Here is an 18,793-nt window from a genome sequence, read left to right as displayed (position 1 = left end):
CGAGCCCGCAACGTAACGAATGTTGTTCCTGTATGCAATCAGTCAGATCAGGAAAGTTCCTGAAAGTTCAGATGATTAGTCCGCAACCAGCGGTTCGCCGCATTTGACGCAGCGGTAGGTCGCCTCGCCGCGCACCACGCGGTTATGGCGGCGGACGGTAAGCTGATGCTGCTGACACTGGCAGCGGTAGGGGAAGGTATTGCGGCGTACCGATTCCAGCTCGAACTGATGGGTACGGCGTGCCGGAACGCCGAGCACTGCCTCCATCATCCACTTCCACTCTTTGCCGTGGGGGGCGACGCGCCCGAAGTGTTTCCAGACCAGCAGATGCGCCAGCTCGTGCGGCACCACTTCCTCAATAAACGCCTGCTGGTTTTCCATCATCAGGACCGGGTTAAGGCGGATCTCATAAGACTCAAGCCAGGCGGTACCGGCCGCGGTGCCACGCTGCTGATAAACGATCCTGGGTTCAGGGTAGTTGCGACCGAGCTTCAGGTTCGCCTGGGCGAGCTTTTCCCGCAGGCTGCGCATAACGGCCTGCTGAAGGGCGATGGGGAGACGGGGAGCTTTCATAGGGGCAGAGCATAAAGCGCGAAGCGGGGAGGTGCAAGGGGCACCTCCCGCGTGAGGATTAGTCGTGGGCGCCGATTTCGCGCAGAGGACGACCTTTCATCAGGTTACGTTCAATATGTTCCAGGGACACATGTTTGGTTTCTGGAACCAGCCAGATGGTCAGCACAATAAAGAAGATGTTCAGACCCGCGTAGACCCAGAAGGTGTTCGCATTGCCCAGAGTGTTGAGCATGGTCAGGAACGTTGCGCCGACGATCATGTTGGCAATCCAGTTCGTTGCGGTAGAGCAGGTGATACCAAAATCACGCCCTTTCAGCGGCTGGATCTCAGAGCACAGCACCCAAATCAGCGGGCCGGCGCTCATCGCAAACCCGACGATAAACATCAGCAGCATGCCTACCGCGAAGTACTGGGCGGTTGGTGAGTGAATGCCCACATGCATCATTGTACCGAGGACGCCCATACCGGCTGCCATCACCAGGAAGCCCAGCGTCAGCGTTGGCTTACGTCCCCAGCGGTCCACCAGACCGATGGCGATAAAGGTCGCCAGCACGTTGGTCAGACCCACGATGACGGTCCCCCACATCTGCTCGGTAGTGTTGGTATAACCCGCCAGCTCAAAGATTTTTGGCGCGTAGTACATGATGACGTTCATCCCGGTGAACTGCTGCATGACCTGAAGCAGGACGCCGAGGAAAACCGCGCGTCGGAAGTTGCTGTTTTCTTTAAACAGCGCCCAGCCAGACTGTTTGACCTTCAGGCTTTCGCGGATCTCTTCCAGCTCATTTTTCGCTTCCGCGCTAGTATCGCGCAGGCGCATCAGCACGCGTTCGGCATCGTGGAATCGACGTTTCGCGGCAAACCAGCGCGGGCTGTCCGGCAGGAAGAAGACGCCAATCAGCAGCAGAATGGCCGGGATGATGATCACGCCAAGCATCCAGCGCCATGCGCCGCTATAGCTAAACGCGGTATCGGAAAGGTATGCGCCCAAAATGCCGATGGTGATCATCAGCTGGTACATCGAAATCATACTGCCGCGGATTTTCTCCGGCGCGATTTCAGACAGATACAGCGGTGCGGTGTAGGACGCCACGCCCACGGCCAGGCCGAGCAGAACGCGGGAAACCAGCAGGACCTCAACGTTAGGCGCCGCGGCAGAGAAGAGTGAACCGGCAACGAACAGAATAGCGCCGATCATCAGGCTCTTTTTACGGCCGAGCTTGAAGGAGAGCCAGCCGCTGCCGACGGCACCGACGGCAGCACCAAACATCATCGAGCTGACCACCCACTCCTGGGTGTGAGCGCTGATCTGGAACTCTTCTGTGATGAAAGGTAATGCACCGGCAATAACGCCGATATCCAGGCCAAAAAGTAATCCTGCCAGGGCTGCGAGGAAACAGACGAAGAATGTCATCGCCTTGTTGGACGTACGCCCCTGTTTTTTATTGTCAGGCATTATGCCCTCCAGTTGGGTTATCAGTTTTATTGAGGTTAAGGGTAGGTGAGCGACCCGTAAAAATATGTGAGATTAATCACATTGGTGTAATCGGTTACACAAGTGTGCATCCGTAAATAAAATTAAAGCTTTGAAAATATAGAGGTAAATGAGGTGATGTGCATCGCGAAAGAACACATTTCAGACTTAACTGAAAGGGGATGTAACAGCAGAAGAAAAGCGATCGTGCAAAGAGAATATTCTGAAAGCGGAAGGCATCCGCTACGGTGTAATCGGTTCCAAATAGTGCACCTTTCAGCCGGGTGGCGGCTGCGCCTTACCCGGCCTACAAATACCGCAAAACCCGTAGGCCCGCGCAAGCGAAGCGCCGCCGGACAAAGATGACCGCACAAATGCAAAAAGGCCAGCCCGAAGGCTGGCCTTTTATAAAGCAGCGGTTAGTCGATTACTTCAGACCGGCAGCTTCACGCAGCAGAGCGGCTTTGTCGGTTTTTTCCCATGGGAAATGTTCGCGACCGAAGTGACCATATGCAGCGGTTTCTTTGTAGATTGGGTGCAGCAGATCCAGCATCTGAATCAGGCCGTATGGACGCAGGTCGAAGAACTCGCGCACCAGCAGGGTCAGCTGTTCTGAAGGCACTTTCTCAGTACCAAAGGTTTCAACCATGATGGAGGTAGGCTCAGCCACGCCGATAGCGTAGGAAACCTGGATCTCACAGCGGTCAGCCAGGCCGGCAGCAACGATGTTTTTCGCAACATAACGCGCCGCATACGCAGCAGAACGGTCAACTTTAGACGGATCTTTACCGGAGAATGCACCGCCGCCGTGACGCGCCATGCCGCCGTAGGTATCAACGATGATTTTACGACCGGTCAGGCCGCAGTCACCCATTGGGCCGCCGATAACGAAGCGTCCGGTTGGGTTGATGAAGTATTTGGTTGCGCTGCTCAGCCACTCGGTAGGCAGCACCGGCTTGATGATCTCTTCCATCACTGCTTCCTGCAGGGATTTCTGATCGATATCTTCAGAATGCTGGGTAGACAGAACCACCGCGTCAATTCCGACGATTTTGCCGTCGTCATACTGGAAGGTCACCTGGCTTTTTGCATCCGGGCGCAGCCACGGCAGGGTGCCGTTTTTACGCACTTCAGCCTGACGCTGCACCAGACGGTGCGCGTAGGTCACCGGTGCTGGCATCAGCACGTCGGTTTCGTTGGTTGCATAGCCAAACATCAGGCCCTGGTCGCCCGCGCCCTGTTCCAGCGGATCGGCACGGTCAACGCCCTGGTTGATGTCCGGAGACTGTTTGCCAATCGCGCTCAGTACCGCGCAGGAGTTGGCATCAAAGCCCATATCAGAATGCACATAGCCGATCTCACGCACCGTGTTACGGGTGATCTCTTCGATATCAACCCATGCGCTGGTAGTGATCTCACCGCCAACCAGAACCATGCCGGTTTTGACATAGGTTTCACACGCTACGCGCGCTTTTGGATCCTGAGTCAGGATCGCATCCAGCACCGCATCGGAGATTTGGTCAGCAATTTTATCAGGATGTCCTTCTGATACGGACTCGGACGTAAACAGGTGTTTTGCCATGTTTTATTTCACCTAAGAGGAATTTGGTTAGCTCAAGCTGCTGTGTGGAATAGCCAAAGGAGATAATTCTACCAAGGCCTGCAGGTTTTTGACACTGGCAGTATGAGTGTTAATCAGTATAGATGGATTAACATCTGGATGGCTATTTTAGGTCACTTCTTCGCCCGATTTCCAGTTTTTTTTGAGTCATCTCTCACTGCGTTGAAATGGCGGCTGGAAATTTTTCCTGACGCTGCCGGCAACACGCGCATTTTTGTTTTGCTTTTTAGCCCCCTTCTCGGTATAAAACGCGGCGCGCGGCTCATATAAAATAAGCGCTCGATGAACTCATCGTGTCGCCACTTCCAGCCGGGTTAAGCAGTGAACTTTTAGCTTTGGCTTGAGGTCCGTTTCAGCAGAGGCGGCCGTGGAGGTGATACGAGATAATGAACCATTGTTTTCCGCACATTCAGCGCAGCCGTTCTGGCGCGCATTTGATTCCCGCAACCCGCATTTCTAGTCTGCAAACCTGCCGATGTTATACCCATCTCGGCGCTTCTCAGGATTCAAGGGCCGGTTACGCTCTGTGAAAACTGAACAAGGGCGCTCTTGTTAATACAAGAGTTTTCTCGTGGTTTCGCCGAACCTTGTCATACAGAGTTCGGATACGTGTTTTACAATGATATGAATAAGAAACCGGTCGCACGGTCTGGATTTCAGCATACTCTGCTGGGAAACGGAGCCGTTTATGGGTTGTTATCGCCGTATAACGCTGCGATAGTAGTCAACTGTTTTACACTTATTACAAAGAGTTGAGGTTCGCTATGTCTGACGACATGTCTTCTTTTTCGCCTTCGTCAGCGGGCGAACGGGGTGTACTACGTTCTATGCAGGAGGTTGCGATGAGCTCCCAGGAAGCCAGCAAGATGCTGCGCACTTACAATATTGCCTGGTGGGGCAATAACTACTACGACGTCAACGAACTGGGCCACATCAGCGTCTGCCCGGACCCTGACGTCCCTGAAGCGCGCGTGGATCTTGCCAAGCTGGTCAAAGCCCGCGAAGCGCAGGGCCAGCGTTTACCTGCACTGTTCTGCTTCCCGCAGATCCTGCAACATCGCCTGCGTTCTATTAACGCCGCGTTTAAGCGCGCGCGTGAATCCTACGGCTACAAGGGCGACTACTTCCTGGTTTACCCGATCAAGGTGAACCAGCACCGCCGCGTGATCGAATCCCTGATCCACTCCGGCGAACCGCTGGGCCTGGAAGCGGGCTCCAAAGCGGAACTGATGGCCGTGCTGGCGCACGCCGGCATGACCCGTTCGGTGATCGTCTGCAACGGCTATAAAGACCGTGAATACATTCGCCTGGCGCTGATCGGCGAGAAGATGGGCCACAAGGTCTATCTGGTTATCGAGAAGATGACTGAAATCGCGATCGTGCTGGAAGAGGCCGAACGTCTGAACGTGGTGCCGCGCCTTGGCGTGCGTGCGCGTCTGGCGTCGCAGGGTTCCGGTAAATGGCAGTCCTCCGGCGGCGAAAAATCCAAGTTCGGCCTGGCGGCGAACCAGGTGCTGCAGCTGGTGGAGATCCTCCGCGAGCGCGGTCGTCTTGACAGCATTCAGCTGCTGCACTTCCACCTCGGTTCGCAGATGGCCAACATTCGCGATATCGCCACCGGCGTGCGTGAATCGGCGCGTTTTTACGTTGAGCTGCACAAGCTTGGCGTGAACATTCAGTGCTTCGACGTGGGCGGCGGCCTGGGCGTGGACTATGAAGGGACCCGCTCGCAGTCTGACTGCTCGGTGAACTACGGCCTGAACGAATACGCGAACAACATTATCTGGGCGATCGGCGACGCTTGTGAAGAGAACGGCCTGCCGCACCCGACGGTGATTACCGAATCCGGTCGCGCGGTGACCGCGCACCATACGGTGCTGGTCTCTAACATTATCGGCGTTGAGCGCAGCGAAACCACCGAAGCGACGCCTCCGGCAGACGATGCCCCGCGTTCCCTGCAAAGCATGTGGGAAACCTGGCAGGAGATGCACGAGCCTGGCACGCGTCGTTCCCTGCGCGAATGGCTGCACGACAGCCAGATGGATCTGCACGACATCCACGTTGGCTACTCTTCAGGCACCTTTAGCCTGCAGGAGCGCGCGTGGGCCGAGCAGCTCTATCTGAACATGTGCCATGAAGTGCAGAAGCAGCTCGACCCGAGCAACCGCGCGCACCGTCCGATTATCGACGAGCTGCAGGAGCGCATGGCGGACAAGATTTACGTCAACTTCTCGCTGTTCCAGTCGATGCCGGATGCCTGGGGTATCGATCAGCTGTTCCCGGTTCTGCCGCTGGAAGGGCTGAATCACGCCCCGGAGCGTCGTGCGGTGCTGCTGGATATCACCTGTGACTCCGACGGCGCAATCGACCACTACGTTGATGGCGACGGTATCGCAACAACGATGCCAATGCCGGAGTACGACCCGGAGAACCCGCCAATGCTGGGCTTCTTTATGGTCGGGGCGTATCAGGAGATCCTCGGCAACATGCACAACCTGTTCGGCGATACCGAAGCGGTTGACGTGTTTGTCTTCCCTGACGGCAGCGTGGAGGTTGAGCTGTCCGACGAAGGTGACACCGTGGCGGACATGCTGGAATACGTGCAGCTGGATCCGAAAACGCTGCTGACCCAGTTCCGCGACCAGGTGAAAAACACCGGTCTGGACGACGCGCTGCAGCAGCAGTTCCTGGAAGAGTTTGAAGCGGGTCTGTACGGGTACACCTACCTGGAAGACGAGTAAGGCATCCGCCTTTCCCCTCACCCCAGCCCTCTCCCCAAAGGGGAGAGGGTGTTTAAATTCCCTCTCCCCTTTGGGGAGAGGGTTAGGGTGAGGGGCAAAGACCGCACAATACCCTATACTCACTTGAACCCGCATGCATTACCGGCGATAATTCGCCCCAATTAGCGATTTACGAATCAATCCCTTCCTCGTCGGGTTTAACGACGCGGAGGGGATTTTTTTTCATCTGTTTTTAATGTATCGACTTTAAAAGAGGTCAGGACATGAGCACTTTAGGTCATCAGTACGATAACTCTCTGGTATCTAACGCGTTTGGTTTTTTACGCCTTCCAATGAACTTCCAGCCGTACGACAGTGACGCTGACTGGGTCATCACCGGCGTGCCGTTCGATATGGCAACGTCCGGCCGCGCGGGCGGTCGTCACGGCCCGGCTGCGATCCGTCAGGTTTCTACCAACCTGGCCTGGGAGCACAACCGCTTCCCGTGGAACTTCGATATGCGCGAGCGCCTGAACGTGGTGGACTGCGGTGACCTGGTGTACGCCTTCGGTGACGCGCGTGAGATGAGCGAAAAGCTGCAGGCCCACGCCGAGAAGCTGCTGGCTGCCGGTAAGCGCATGCTCTCCTTCGGCGGTGACCACTTCGTGACCCTGCCGCTGCTGCGCGCCCACGCCAAGCACTTCGGTAAAATGGCGCTGGTGCACTTCGATGCGCATACCGACACCTACGCGAACGGCTGCGAGTTCGACCATGGCACCATGTTCTTCACCGCGCCGAACGAAGGCCTGATCGACCCGAACCACTCCGTGCAGATCGGCATCCGCACCGAGTTCGACAAAGACAACGGCTTCACCGTGCTGGATGCGGGCCAGGTCAACGATCGCGGCGTGGACGATATTCTGGCGCAGGTTAAGCAGATCGTCGGCGATATGCCCGTGTACCTGACCTTCGACATCGACTGCCTGGATCCGGCGTTTGCGCCGGGCACCGGTACGCCTGTTATCGGCGGCCTGACCTCAGACCGCGCGATTAAGCTGGTGCGCGGCCTGAAGGATCTGAACATCGTCGGGATGGACGTGGTGGAAGTGGCTCCAGCCTATGACCAGTCCGAGATCACCGCGCTGGCCGCGGCGACCCTGGCACTGGAAATGCTCTACATCCAGGCGGCGAAAAAAGGCGAATAACCTTACGCGCTGAGTGCTGCTGCGCGACGCATGCGCAGCAGCAACATTCCGCCCGCCAGCAGGGTGATAGCCTGCGACACGACCAGAACCGAAAACCCTGAACTGACCGACCCCGCCGATTTCATCACTATCCCCATGAGAAGCGGAATAAACGCCGCGCAGATATTCCCAATTCCATTAATTATGCCGTATGCGCTACCTACCGCTTCCCGCGCGGCGTGGTGTTGGATCACGGCGGGTATCGCGGCGCCCTGCAGTCCCCAGAACGCGTTGGCAGACAACATAAACAGCGCCAGCCATGCGGGCTGATGGCTGAGCATCAGCGCGACCACGGACAGCGCCGTCAGCGCGCCACCCACCACAAACAGCACCGGCGCCTGTTCCGGCCGCATTTTGTCGAGCAGCACGCCGCCCAGAAACTTTGACCCCAGGCTCAGCAGGAAGGGGACCGCCGCAAGCATGCCCGTCGCGTGCAGCGAGAAGTGGTGCTCGTCACGCAGCCATGCGGGCAGCCACGCGCTGCTGCCCCACAGATAGCTCAGCGTGGCGATTTCAACCAGCAGGATCCAGCCCAGCAGCGGCGTTTGCCAGGCGAGCGTGAAGGTGCGGACAAACCCCGGCTTTTTCGCCGTTGAGCGGCTGCGAGGTGCAGGAAGGAAATGCCAGATTAACCCGCCGCCCAGCAGCAGATTGACTGCCGCCAGCGCATAGAACGAGCCGGCCCAACCCAGCTGGGCCATCAGCCAGGTGACCATCGGGAAGCCCACGGCCAGCCCGAGGGAGACGCCCAGCGCGGTCACGGCGTTGGGCTTGCCGATCTCTTCCGCGTGAAAATTGTCGCTGATAAAGCGCGTCTTCAGTGAAAAGAGCGGTCCTTCAGCAATACCCAAAATCACGCGAGCGATGAGCATGCCCATCAGCGATCCCAGCAGCGGAGAAACCGCGCAGACCGCGGCCCAAATCGCAATGCTGCTTAATAATCCCTGACGATAATGGAGCTTGCTTTCAATAACTGGCGTTAATAATAAAGCCGAAAACCCATAACCCAGCAGAAAGCAGGTCATGAGCATTCCCTGTAACATTCTGTTTTCATTTAGCTGAAAATGTTCGGCAAATTCCGGGTTTAAAATCATTACCGAAATATTTACCCGGTCAACGTAGGAAATAATAATGAGTAATAACAGTGCAATTGTGCCTTGCCATCTTGCCGTCATAAGTCCTGCCTTGTGCGTGCGGTTATTTATATTTTTTTTAAGAGTGATTGTCACGGAGCTAAAATGGTTCACCTGTGAAACTCATTGTTTGTTAACAATAAAATAAAAATGAGTTTCACAGATGAAACGCGATGCTCTGCAACTCTTTTATTTTTAAGGAAGAAAAACAAAAGAAGTCAATATCTCTTTCTTTAAATTTAAAACCATCGATAAAACGTATTCATTCACGCTGCAATAATGAAAATTTCATATCGCTGCATTTTTTTCGTGATCCTTTGCACACTTAGTTAATTAATTGCCTTTCAATTAACAAATTCGTCACATTGACGCTTGACGAAACATTCATCGCTTTTATATTGACCGTATTAAATAAGAAACAGAGTTTCATATATGAAACAAAAGCCTGGAGGATCGTGATGAGCTGGATAGGCGTATGTGACGCAGAACAAGTACAGGAAGATTTCCCTTTTAGCGGCAGCGTAAACGGCAAAGAGATCGGCGTTTATTTGATTGACGGTGAATATTACGCGCTGGAAGACGTATGCCCGCACGCTTATGCCCTGCTGAGCCAGGGCTTTGTGGAAGACGGCAAAGTGGAATGCCCCCTGCATGAGGCGGTGTTCGACGTCAAAACCGGCCAGTGCCTGCACGGCCCCGGAGGGCGCAACCTCAACCGCTACCCGGTTCGGGTGTTTGAAAACCAAATCCAGATTACCTTCGTCGAGGAGACCGTGGCATGAGCGATACCCTGAACTACAACCCGGCGCTGCCGGAAAGCCGTCAGTTTACCCCACCTGCCGAGGGCGGTAACGGTGCCATCCATAAGCCGGGTGAGTACCAGAACCTGATCTGGCAAACCCGCAGCCGCGTGCCGGAAAGCTGGGAACTGAACCTTATCGCCACGCTGGAAGATCTCTTCGAGCAGGGCGTTGAAACGCTACCGGAACTGGTGAACGGGCTGAACGCGGTCCGCATGCACGACCAGCAGGGCGAGCCGTGGCGCGAGTCCAGCTTCCAGGCATTCTTGCAGGTTAACGGCTACTGAGGACAACGCGATGACGACGACCGTACAAAACTATCTCGATAAAGGCCTGCGCGGCCTCTGGTATCCGGTGCTGGCGAGCTGGGAAGTGCAGTCTGCTCCTGTGGGCATTACCCGCCTGGGCGAGCAGATTGTGGTCTGGCGCAATAAAGACGGCCAGGTGCAGGCGCTGGAAGACCGCTGTCCGCACCGCGGCGCGCGCCTGTCGATGGGCTGGAACCTTGGCGACCGCATCGCCTGCTGGTATCACGGCGTGGAAGTGGCGGGCAACGGCGAGGTGAAAGATGTGCCTGCCGTGGATAAATGTCCGCTGGTCGGCCAGCAGTGCGTGCGCAGCTATAGCGTGCAGGAAGCGCACGGCGCGATCTTCCTGTGGTTCGGCGTTACCGCTGACCAGCAGCCGGACGCGCTGACTTTCCCGGATGAGCTCGCCGACACGGAGAACTTCAGCAACTTCCTCTGCACCGCCGCGTGGAAATGCAATTACCAGTACGCGCTGGAAAACGTGATGGACCCGATGCACGGCACCTATCTGCATTCGTCCTCGCACTCAATGGCGGAAGGGGATCGCAAGGCCGACATGGTGCTCCAGCCGACCAAAACCGGCTTTATTTTCGAGAAAAAAGGGCAGAGCGGCGTCAACTTCGACTGGGTTGAGTTAGGCAACAGCGGCACCTGCTGGATGCGCCTCTCCATTCCTTACAAGAAGCGCTTCGGGCCGGGCGGCCACTTCTTTATCGTCGGCATGGTGGTGCCGGAAGATAACGACAACTGTCGCGTCTTCTTCTGGCGCATCCGCCGCGTGCAGGGCTGGCAGCGCGATATGTGGCGCTTCATGTACCGCAACCGTCTGGAAAAGCTGCACTGGGAAGTGCTGGAGCAGGACCGCGTGGTGCTGGAAAGCCTGGCGCCGAACGCCCGCGACCATGAATACCTGTACCAGCACGACGTCGGCCTCTCCCGCCTGCGCCGCATGATGCAAAAGGCGGCGAAAGAGCAGCTGGCGTTGCGCGAAGAACAGCAGGGAGCCGCCTGATGAACGGGCTGCTGAGCGGCAAGCGCATCGTGGTGACCGGCGCCGCACGCGGGCTGGGCTATCACTTTGCCAAAGCCTGCGCGGAGCAGGGTGCGGCGGTGGTGATGTGTGACATCCTCGAAGGCGAGCTGGCTGAAAGCGCACATCGGCTAAGCGAACATGGCTATGCGATCGAATCGCACGTTATCGATCTGGCCGATCCGCATTCCATTGAGCAGGCGTTTAGCGCCATTGGCGAGCAGGGGCAGATCGACGGCCTGGTGAACAACGCGGCGATGGCGACGGGCGTGGGCGGCAAAAACATGCTCGATTACGATCCTGACCTGTGGGACCGCGTGATGAGCGTGAACGTCAAAGGCACCTGGCTGGTGACGCGCGCTGCGGTTCCGCTGCTGCGCGAAGGAGCCGGGATTGTAAACGTGGCGTCCGACACCGCGCTGTGGGGCGCGCCGCGCCTGATGGCCTACGTCGCCAGCAAGGGCGCGGTGATTGCCATGACCCGATCAATGGCCCGCGAGCTGGGTGAAAAACGCATTCGAATCAACGCCATCGCCCCGGGATTAACCCGCGTCGAGGCAACCGAATATGTTCCGGCCGAGCGGCATCAGCTTTACGAAAACGGTCGTGCATTTACGGGCGCGCAGCAGCCGGAAGATGTCACCGGCAGCGTGGTCTGGCTGCTCAGCGATCTGTCGCGGTTCATCACCGGGCAGCTGATCCCGGTCAACGGCGGTTTTGTCTTTAACTAAGGTAGGGCGAAGATGGCAAACGATCGGGAAGTGAAGTATCTGGTGCCGGGGCTGGAGCGCGGCCTGCAGCTGCTGTTGGCCTTCGGTGAGCAGCATCGCGAACTGACCTTTGCCGAGCTGCACCGGCTGGTGGATATGCCGAAGGCCACCGCCTACCGCGTGGTGCAGACCCTGGAGTTCATGGGCTTTCTGGAGCGCAACGCGCGCACCAATACCTTCTCGCTGGGCATGAACGTGCTGCGCCTCGGCTTTGAGTACATCGCCTCGCTGGACGTGGCGCAGGTCGGCCAGCCGGTGATTGAGCAACTGCGCGACGTAAGCCAGTGCAGCAGCCACCTGGCGATCCGCGACGGGCGCGACATTATCTACATCGCCCGCGTCAGCGCCGCCGGGTCGCGCATCAATCAGGTCAGCATCGGCACCCGCCTGCCGGTGCACTGCACCTCACTCGGCCGCATGCTGCTGACCGATATTTCCCGCTCCGGGTTTGAACAGCTGTTCCCGCACGAGCGCCTGCCGGGTAACACGCCGGGGCAGCTTCACGACCGCGAAGCCCTGTGGCAGATGGTGCAGCAGGACAAAGCCCGCGGGTACGTGATTGGCGAGTCCTTCTTCCGCCACGGCATCTCCTCCATTGTTTACCCGGTGTATGACCGAAGCGGACGCGTGGCGGCGGTGGTCAGCATTCTGGTGCCGTCGGAAGAGATCCCGCAGGCAGACCGCGAGCGCCTGCAAAACGAGGTTCGCCTCGCGGCGGATAAAATTTCTGGCTTCTTAGGATACCTGTCACAGGCCAGTTAAATCAGTGAGTTAACGTCAGGCGCTTGACCGCGTCGGGCATGTTTTACGCCCAATTTGGGCCAGATGAGGCAACGAACGATGAGTGTAACCGGAATTGAAAAGCTGGAATTTGGCGTGGAAGACCTGACGCACTGCGCCAAATTTATGCGTGATTTTGGCCTGACGGGCGATGCCAGCGGCCAGCGTTTTACCACCCTGAGCGGCGCGCGCGTGGAGCTTAACCCGATCGACAGCCCCGAGCTGCCGCCGGCGTTTGAGGCGGGCAACACCCTCCGCCGCATGACCTGGGCGGTTGCGAGTCAGTCAGATCTTAACGCGCTGCGCCCAAAGCTTGCGCAGCAGCCCGGCTTTCGCGAGGTGGGCGACGCGCTGGAGTGCCTCGACCCGAACGGCATGACGCTGCGCGTGCAGGTTAGCCAGCAGACCGACGTGGAGCTGAACGTTGAGCCGATCAACCAGTGGGGCGACGCCCGCCGGATCGACACGCCCAGCCCGGTTTACGATCGCGCCCAGCCCATCAACGTAGGGCACGTGGTGTTCTTCGTGGAGGAGCTGGCCGCAGTGGAGAAATTCTACCGCGAGGTGCTCGGCTTCCAGGTCTCTGACCGCTACATCAACCGCGCCGTGTTCCTGCGCTGCGGCGCGCGCGGCGGCCATCACAACCTGTTCCTGCTGCAGCTGCCGAACCGCAGGCGCGGGCTGAACCACGTGGCCTTCACCGTGCGCGACATCCACGAGGTGATCGGCGGCGGTATCGCGATGAATAAAAATGACTGGAGCACCTTTATCGGGCCGGGCCGCCATCCGGTGTCGTCGGCGTACTTCTGGTACGTCAATAGCCCGACCGGCGGCGCGTTTGAGTATTACACCAACGACGATTATCTGACCGAAAACTGGCAGCCGCGCGAGCTGGAGCACTCGCTGGTCTCCTTTACCGAATGGGCGGTGGAAGGTGGGATCGACCACGACACGCGCCGCCAGCAGAAAAAGCCGGAGGCGGTATGACGTCGCGCATTGTCATTATCGGCGGCGGCCAGGCGGGCGGCTGGGCGGCGAAAACCCTGCGCGACGAAGGCTTTGACGGCGAGATTTGCGTGGTGGCGGAAGAAAAGTGGGATTTTTACGAGCGTCCGCCACTGTCGAAAACGGCTCTGCTGGAGCCGGACGCGGCGCTCCCAAGGCTGTTTACCGACGAGGCGCAGCAGGCGCTGAACCTGAGCTGGTACCGCCCGCTGCGCGCGGAGCAGATTGACCGCGAGGCGAAAACGGTGGGTTTGAGCAACGGCGAGCGCCTTAGTTACAACATTCTTTTAATTGCCACCGGAGGGCGGGCGCGCGTGCCGGGTGAGGCGTGGGCGGCGCATCCGCAGGTCTATACCCTGCGCCACTGGCAGGACGCGCAGCGTCTGAAAGGTCGGCTGGCGGAAAGCCAAACCCTGGCGATTGTCGGCGGCGGCTGGATTGGCCTTGAGATTGCCGCTTCCGCGCGGAAAAGCGGCGTAGCGGTCACGCTGTTCGAGCAGCAGCCCGCCCTGTGCATGCGCTCGGCGAGCGGCGAGGTGTCGCAGCGCTTAGAGGCTATCCATCGCGAGCAGGGCGTGGAGATCCGTACCGGCTGCGGCGCGCTGGAGCTGGAGGACGATAACGGCCTGCCGGTTATCCACTGCGACGGCCAGCGTGAAACCTTTGATGCGGTGGTGGTGGGGATCGGTGTCGATCTCAACCTGGAGCTGGCCCGCGACGCCGGGCTGAAAACCGGGCGCGGGATCGTCGTGGATGCCCAGGGGCGAACGTCGGATCCGTTCATCTTTGCCGCAGGCGATGTGGCGCAGCATCATCACTACGGCCTGTGCATTCAGTCCTGGGCCTTCGCCCAGAACCAGGCGGTGGCGACGGCGAAGGCGATGCTCAACCCCGATGCGCCGGGCTACGACGACGCGCCGTGGCTGTGGTCGGATCAATATCAGCACAACATCCAGATCCTCGGCATTCCGCAGCCGGGCAGCAGAACGGTCGTGCGTGAAGAGGCGCTGTACTTCTCGCTGGACGACAACGGGCGGCTGACGCAGCTGGTGGCGTTCAACGACGCGCGCACCGTCAAGCTGGCGAAGCGCTGGATGGCAGCGGGGCGGGATCTGTCCGACGTGCCGCTCGGCGACCCGACCTTTTCACTGATGTCACTGCGATAGCTAACCCGCACCCGTAGGGGGAGACATGACCACATTAGAGACCAACACCGCGCCCGCTGAGGCGAGCGGTGAGGGAACCCGTACGCCTGAAAAAGCGGTGCGCTGGGCCATCCCGCTGTCGCTGCTGGCCTGCGTGCTGCTGGCGTTCTTCGACAAAATCAGCATCGCGGCGCTGTTTTCCGACGGCCATTTCCAGCAGGCGATGGGCATCGATTTCGACACCACGCGCCTCGGCATCCTGATGAGCGCCTTCCTGCTGAGCTACGGCTTTTCGTCGGTGTTTTTAAGCGGGCTGGGGGACAAAATTGCGCCGCTGCGCCTGCTCACCGGAATGATGGCGGTGTGGTGCGTGCTGATGGTGGCGATGGGCTTCACCCATAACTACACGCTGATGATCGTCCTGCGCATTTTGCTGGGCGTGGCGGAAGGGCCGCTGTTCCCGCTGGCCTTCGCCATCGTGCGCCACAACTTCCCGCAGCATCTGCAGGCGCGCGCCACCATGCTCTGGCTGCTGGGCACGCCGGTGGGCGCGGCGATTGGCTTCCCGCTTTCCCTCTGGCTGCTGAACACCTTCGGCTGGCAAAGCACCTTCTTCGTGATGGCGATGCTCACCGTGCCGGTGCTGATCTTTGTGCGCATCGGCCTGCGCGGGATCCGTCTGGATACGAAGCCCGGCACCTCGCAGGCGTCTCAGGACGAGCGCCGCGCCGCGCGCCGCGAGCTATTGGTCAGCCCGCACTTCTGGATCATCTGCATCTTTAACATCGCCTTCCTGACCTACCTGTGGGGCATCAACGGCTGGCTGCCGGGCTACCTGATTAAGGGCAAAGGCATTCACCTGGAGCACGCGGGCTGGCTGTCGTCGATGCCGTTCATCGCCATGCTGGCGGGCGAGGTCATTGGCGCGTGGCTGTCGGACCGGGTCGATAAGCGCGCGGCGGCCTGCTTTATCTCGATGGCGGGGGCGGCGGTAGGCCTGGCGGCGGTGATGCACCTCGATACCCCGCTGGCCATCATCGCGGCGATGAGCTTCAGCACCTTTATGTGGGGCACCGGCGCACCCAACATTTTCGCCCTGCTGGCAAAGGCCACCCATCCGCGGGTGAGCGCCACGGCCGGCGGCATTTTCAACGGGCTGGGAAACTTTGCGGGCGCGCTGTCGCCAGCGGTGATGGGGGCGTTAATCGCCTTCACCCACAGCATGGATTCCGGGCTGATTTTTCTGGCGGTGATGGCGGCGGTGGGCTGCGTCCTGTTACTGCCGCTGCTGAGACGTTACTGAGGAGAGTGTCATGACTGATTCAACCGTAACCAACACAACTGGCATCAAACCTGACCACCTGACGATGGAAGAGTGGGTCGAGTCGCGCATTGCGCGCTTCGAAGGCCGCAAGTACGACTGGAACGCGCTGAAGTTCCAGGCCGATTTTGACCCGAAGTACCGCCGGGCGCAGATGCGCTATATCGGCACCGGCGCAACGGGCGTCGCGAACGACACCAACACCGTGCAGGCGGACCATTTTACCTTCTCCACCATGGTGCTGCCGTCGAAGTGCGAAGGGCCGCTGCACCTGCACGACGACGTTGAAGAGGTGTTCTTCATGCTTAAAGGGCAGATCACGCTGATGATCCAGGACGGCGACCACTACACCGAAACCGTGCTGCGCGAGCGTGACCTGATCTCCGTTCCGCCGGGCATCTATCGCGGGCTGTTTAACCACGGCGAAGAAGAGGCGCTGATGTGCGTCATGCTGGGGACCAACAAGCCGGAAATCCCGACCTATCCGGCCGATCATCCGCTTTCCAAAGTGAAGCGGAACTAAGGGGGCATGATGACGGGTTTTCGTGAACAGGGAAGCGGCATCCCGCTGATGCTGCTGCACGGCATCAGTTCCGGCGCGGCCTCCTGGCACAAGCAGATGGCGCTGAACGGCTTTCGCGTGCTGGCGTGGGACATGCCCGGCTATGGCGAAAGTCCGATGCTTGCGGCGGAGCGCGCAAATGCGGGGGATTACGCCGACGCGCTGGCGGCGATGCTTGACCGCGCGGGCGTCTGGCAGGCGGTGCTGGTCGGCCATTCGCTCGGCGCACTGGTCGCCAGCGCCTTTGCGGCGAAGTTCCCGGATCGCGTCATCCATCTGGTGCTGGCGGACGCCGCGCAGGGCTACGGCAATGCAGCACCGGCGCAGCGCGAGCAGGTCTGGCGCAGCCGCGAACAGCAGATGGCATTGGGCGGTGAGATCCTCGCCCAGACCCGCGCCGCGAAGCTGCTGCGCCCCGGCGCGCGAGAGGAAGATGTTGCCACCGTGGCGGCGGGCATGCGCACGCTGCGCCCGGAAGGCTACCTCGCGGCCGCGTGGATGCTGGTGCACGACGACATTCACGGCTGGCTTAAGCGCTACCCGGGCAATTTTGAAGTCTGGTGCGGCGAGCAGGATGCCATCACCCAGCCGGAGCTGGTACAGGGGCTGGCGCTGCGCTACGGCATGCCGTTTATCGCGATCCCGCAGGCCGGACACGCCAGCTATCTCGAAAACGACGCGTTTTTTAACCAACAGCTTTTACGCATTAACGAAGAGGTGCGCGATGAATGCACACATTGACGGCCGCGTGGCGGTCGTTACCGGCGGTTCGTCCGGCATTGGCTTTGAAACGCTGCGCCTGCTGCTGGGCGAGGGGGCAAGGGTCGCCTTCTGCGGCCGCGATCCGGACCGGCTCGCCAGCGCCCACGCGGCGCTGCACAACGAATACCCCAACGGGGAGATTTTCTCTTATCGCTGCGACGTGCTGAACGCCGACGAGATTCAGGCCTTCGCGGACGCGGTGCAGGCTCGCTTTGGCGGGGCGGATATGCTGATTAACAACGCCGGGCAGGGCTACGTGGCGCACTTCCACGACACCCCGCGTGAGGCGTGGCTGCACGAGGCCGAGCTGAAGCTGTTCGGGGTGATCAACCCGGTGCAGGCGTTTCAGCCTCTGCTGGAGCAGTCCGACATCGCCTCTATCACCTGCGTGAACTCCCTGCTGGCGCTGCAGCCGGAGGAGCACATGATCGCCACCTCCGCCGCCCGCGCCGCGCTGCTGAATATGACGCTTACGCTCTCAAAAGAGCTGGTGGGCAAAGGCATCCGCGTCAATTCCATTCTGCTCGGCATGGTGGAGTCCGGGCAGTGGCAGCGCCGCTTTGAGAACCGGGCGGACAAAAGCCAGAGCTGGCCGGAGTGGACGGCGGATATCGCGCGCAAGCGCGGCATTCCGATGGCGCGCCTCGGCAAGCCGCAGGAGCCCGCGCAGGCGCTGCTGTTTCTCGCCTCGCCGTTGGCCTCGTTTACCACCGGCGCCGCGCTGGACGTTTCCGGCGGCTTCTGCCGCCACCTGTAAGGACGCATCATGAAAAAGGTAATGTTAATTGGATTCGGTGCCATGGCGCAGGCGGTGATTGAACGCCTGCCTAAGGGCGTCGCTATCGGCTGGATCGTGGCGCGCGAGTCTCATCACGCGGCGATCCGCGCTCAGCTTGGCGAGGATGTGGTCGCGCTGGCCTCTCCGATGGAGTGCGCGCATACGCCGGACCTGGTGCTGGAGTGCGCCAGCCAGCAGGCGGTGGCGCAGTATGGCGAAGCGATTTTAAGACGCGGCTGGCATCTGGCGGTGATCTCCACCGGCGCGCTGGCGGACAGCGCGCTGGAGCAGCGGCTGCTCACGGCGGGCGGCAGGCTGACACTGCTCTCGGGTGCAGTTGCCGGCATTGACGGGCTGGCGGCGGCGAAAGAGGGCGGACTTGAGCGCGTGACCTACCGGTCGCGCAAAAGCCCGGCCAGCTGGCGCGGCAGCTACGCCGAGCAGCTCATCGATCTCAGCTCGGTATCAGAGGCGAAGGTTTTCTTTGAGGGCAGCGCCCGCGAGGCGGCGCGTCTGTTTCCGGCCAACGCCAACGTGGCGGCAACCGTGGCGCTCGGCGGTGTGGGGATGGACGACACGCGCGTGCAACTGATGGTCGACCCGGCCACGACACGCAACACCCACACGCTGCACGTTGAAGGGATGTTTGGCGAGTTCCACCTGGAGCTGAGCGGGCTGCCGCTGGCCAGCAACCCGAAAACCTCCACCCTGGCGGCATTGAGCGCGGTGCGCGCCTGCCGCGAGCTGGCCCTGAGCTGAGGAGTGAC

At 59.6% G+C, this 18,793-nt stretch carries 21 protein-coding genes; 17 read left to right on the top strand and 4 right to left on the bottom strand.

Annotated features, from left to right (window positions below; translation table 11 throughout):
• Positions 1-75: 75 nt before the first annotated feature.
• The 3 genes from M2433_RS19150 to metK form a co-directional block, all read right to left on the bottom strand.
• Positions 76-573, bottom strand: a complete 498-nt coding sequence (locus tag M2433_RS19150; protein WP_047347910.1) for a SprT family zinc-dependent metalloprotease — start codon at positions 571-573, stop codon at positions 76-78.
• A gap of 58 nt (positions 574-631) precedes the next feature.
• The gene (gene galP / locus M2433_RS19145) at positions 632-2,029 is read right to left on the bottom strand and encodes a galactose/proton symporter (protein WP_047347911.1); all 1,398 of its coding nucleotides are present in this window, start codon (positions 2,027-2,029) and stop codon (positions 632-634) included.
• A gap of 445 nt (positions 2,030-2,474) precedes the next feature.
• Positions 2,475-3,629 carry a methionine adenosyltransferase gene (gene metK, locus M2433_RS19140; protein ID WP_047347912.1) on the bottom strand — a complete coding sequence of 385 codons (1,155 nt, stop codon included), beginning with the start codon at positions 3,627-3,629 and terminating at the stop codon, positions 2,475-2,477.
• Positions 3,630-3,767: 138 nt separating this feature from the next.
• Here metK and M2433_RS19135 point away from each other — a divergent pair, with 138 nt between their 5' ends.
• From M2433_RS19135 to speB, 5 genes are all read left to right on the top strand, one after another.
• Positions 3,768-3,938 carry a hypothetical protein gene (locus M2433_RS19135; RefSeq protein ID WP_429056246.1) on the top strand — a complete coding sequence of 57 codons (171 nt, stop codon included), beginning with the start codon at positions 3,768-3,770 and terminating at the stop codon, positions 3,936-3,938.
• 116 nt (positions 3,939-4,054) lie between these two features.
• Positions 4,055-4,198: a hypothetical protein gene (locus M2433_RS19130; RefSeq protein WP_429056244.1), complete on the top strand. Its 144-nt coding sequence runs from the start codon at positions 4,055-4,057 to the stop codon at positions 4,196-4,198.
• Positions 4,199-4,292: 94 nt separating this feature from the next.
• Positions 4,293-4,424, top strand: a complete 132-nt coding sequence (gene yqgB, locus M2433_RS19125) for an acid stress response protein YqgB (RefSeq protein WP_127341063.1) — start codon at positions 4,293-4,295, stop codon at positions 4,422-4,424.
• Positions 4,425-4,432: 8 nt separating this feature from the next.
• The gene (speA, locus tag M2433_RS19120) at positions 4,433-6,409 is read left to right on the top strand and encodes a biosynthetic arginine decarboxylase (RefSeq protein ID WP_048339056.1); all 1,977 of its coding nucleotides are present in this window, start codon (positions 4,433-4,435) and stop codon (positions 6,407-6,409) included.
• 263 nt (positions 6,410-6,672) lie between these two features.
• Positions 6,673-7,593: an agmatinase gene (speB, locus tag M2433_RS19115; RefSeq protein WP_008499737.1), complete on the top strand. Its 921-nt coding sequence runs from the start codon at positions 6,673-6,675 to the stop codon at positions 7,591-7,593.
• 2 nt (positions 7,594-7,595) lie between these two features.
• Here speB and M2433_RS19110 read toward each other — a convergent pair whose 3' ends face one another.
• Complete coding sequence (locus M2433_RS19110) at positions 7,596-8,807, bottom strand: MFS transporter (protein ID WP_429056241.1); 1,212 nt, start codon at positions 8,805-8,807, stop codon at positions 7,596-7,598.
• Positions 8,808-9,223: 416 nt separating this feature from the next.
• Here M2433_RS19110 and M2433_RS19105 point away from each other — a divergent pair, with 416 nt between their 5' ends.
• From M2433_RS19105 to M2433_RS19050, 12 genes are all read left to right on the top strand, one after another.
• A complete protein-coding gene (locus tag M2433_RS19105) occupies positions 9,224-9,547 on the top strand; it encodes a Rieske (2Fe-2S) protein (protein ID WP_429056319.1) in 324 nt (107 codons plus the stop codon).
• A complete protein-coding gene (locus M2433_RS19100; protein ID WP_429056239.1) occupies positions 9,544-9,852 on the top strand; it encodes a recombinase-like helix-turn-helix domain-containing protein in 309 nt (102 codons plus the stop codon). Before M2433_RS19105 ends, M2433_RS19100 begins: the two co-directional genes overlap by 4 nt.
• Positions 9,853-9,862: 10 nt before the next feature.
• The gene (locus tag M2433_RS19095) at positions 9,863-10,885 is read left to right on the top strand and encodes a Rieske 2Fe-2S domain-containing protein (protein ID WP_429056237.1); all 1,023 of its coding nucleotides are present in this window, start codon (positions 9,863-9,865) and stop codon (positions 10,883-10,885) included.
• Positions 10,885-11,634, top strand: a complete 750-nt coding sequence (locus tag M2433_RS19090; RefSeq protein WP_429056235.1) for an SDR family oxidoreductase — start codon at positions 10,885-10,887, stop codon at positions 11,632-11,634. The genes M2433_RS19095 and M2433_RS19090 overlap by 1 nt, the downstream gene beginning before the upstream one ends.
• Positions 11,635-11,646: 12 nt before the next feature.
• On the top strand, positions 11,647-12,435 hold the full coding sequence (locus tag M2433_RS19085; RefSeq protein ID WP_429056233.1) for an IclR family transcriptional regulator: 789 nt from the start codon (positions 11,647-11,649) through the stop codon (positions 12,433-12,435).
• A 78-nt stretch (positions 12,436-12,513) separates the two neighbouring features.
• The gene (locus tag M2433_RS19080; protein WP_429056232.1) at positions 12,514-13,440 is read left to right on the top strand and encodes a VOC family protein; all 927 of its coding nucleotides are present in this window, start codon (positions 12,514-12,516) and stop codon (positions 13,438-13,440) included.
• A complete protein-coding gene (locus tag M2433_RS19075; RefSeq protein ID WP_429056230.1) occupies positions 13,437-14,624 on the top strand; it encodes an NAD(P)/FAD-dependent oxidoreductase in 1,188 nt (395 codons plus the stop codon). Before M2433_RS19080 ends, M2433_RS19075 begins: the two co-directional genes overlap by 4 nt.
• 25 nt (positions 14,625-14,649) lie before the next feature.
• Positions 14,650-15,906, top strand: a complete 1,257-nt coding sequence (locus M2433_RS19070) for an MFS transporter (protein WP_429056228.1) — start codon at positions 14,650-14,652, stop codon at positions 15,904-15,906.
• A 10-nt stretch (positions 15,907-15,916) separates the two neighbouring features.
• The gene (locus M2433_RS19065) at positions 15,917-16,447 is read left to right on the top strand and encodes a cupin domain-containing protein (protein ID WP_429056227.1); all 531 of its coding nucleotides are present in this window, start codon (positions 15,917-15,919) and stop codon (positions 16,445-16,447) included.
• A gap of 9 nt (positions 16,448-16,456) precedes the next feature.
• A complete protein-coding gene (locus M2433_RS19060; protein ID WP_429056225.1) occupies positions 16,457-17,227 on the top strand; it encodes an alpha/beta fold hydrolase in 771 nt (256 codons plus the stop codon).
• Positions 17,211-18,005: an SDR family oxidoreductase gene (locus M2433_RS19055; protein WP_429056223.1), complete on the top strand. Its 795-nt coding sequence runs from the start codon at positions 17,211-17,213 to the stop codon at positions 18,003-18,005. Before M2433_RS19060 ends, M2433_RS19055 begins: the two co-directional genes overlap by 17 nt.
• A 9-nt stretch (positions 18,006-18,014) precedes the next feature.
• Positions 18,015-18,785 carry an aspartate dehydrogenase gene (locus M2433_RS19050; protein ID WP_429056222.1) on the top strand — a complete coding sequence of 257 codons (771 nt, stop codon included), beginning with the start codon at positions 18,015-18,017 and terminating at the stop codon, positions 18,783-18,785.
• The last annotated feature ends 8 nt before the right edge of the window (positions 18,786-18,793 follow it).

It is taken from the genome of Enterobacter sp. AC1, from assembly GCF_050434705.1.
Classification (GTDB): domain Bacteria; phylum Pseudomonadota; class Gammaproteobacteria; order Enterobacterales; family Enterobacteriaceae; genus Enterobacter; species Enterobacter cloacae_L.
The sequence above is the reverse complement of the archived record's forward strand: the minus strand, read 5'-3'. Positions and strand labels throughout refer to the sequence as shown.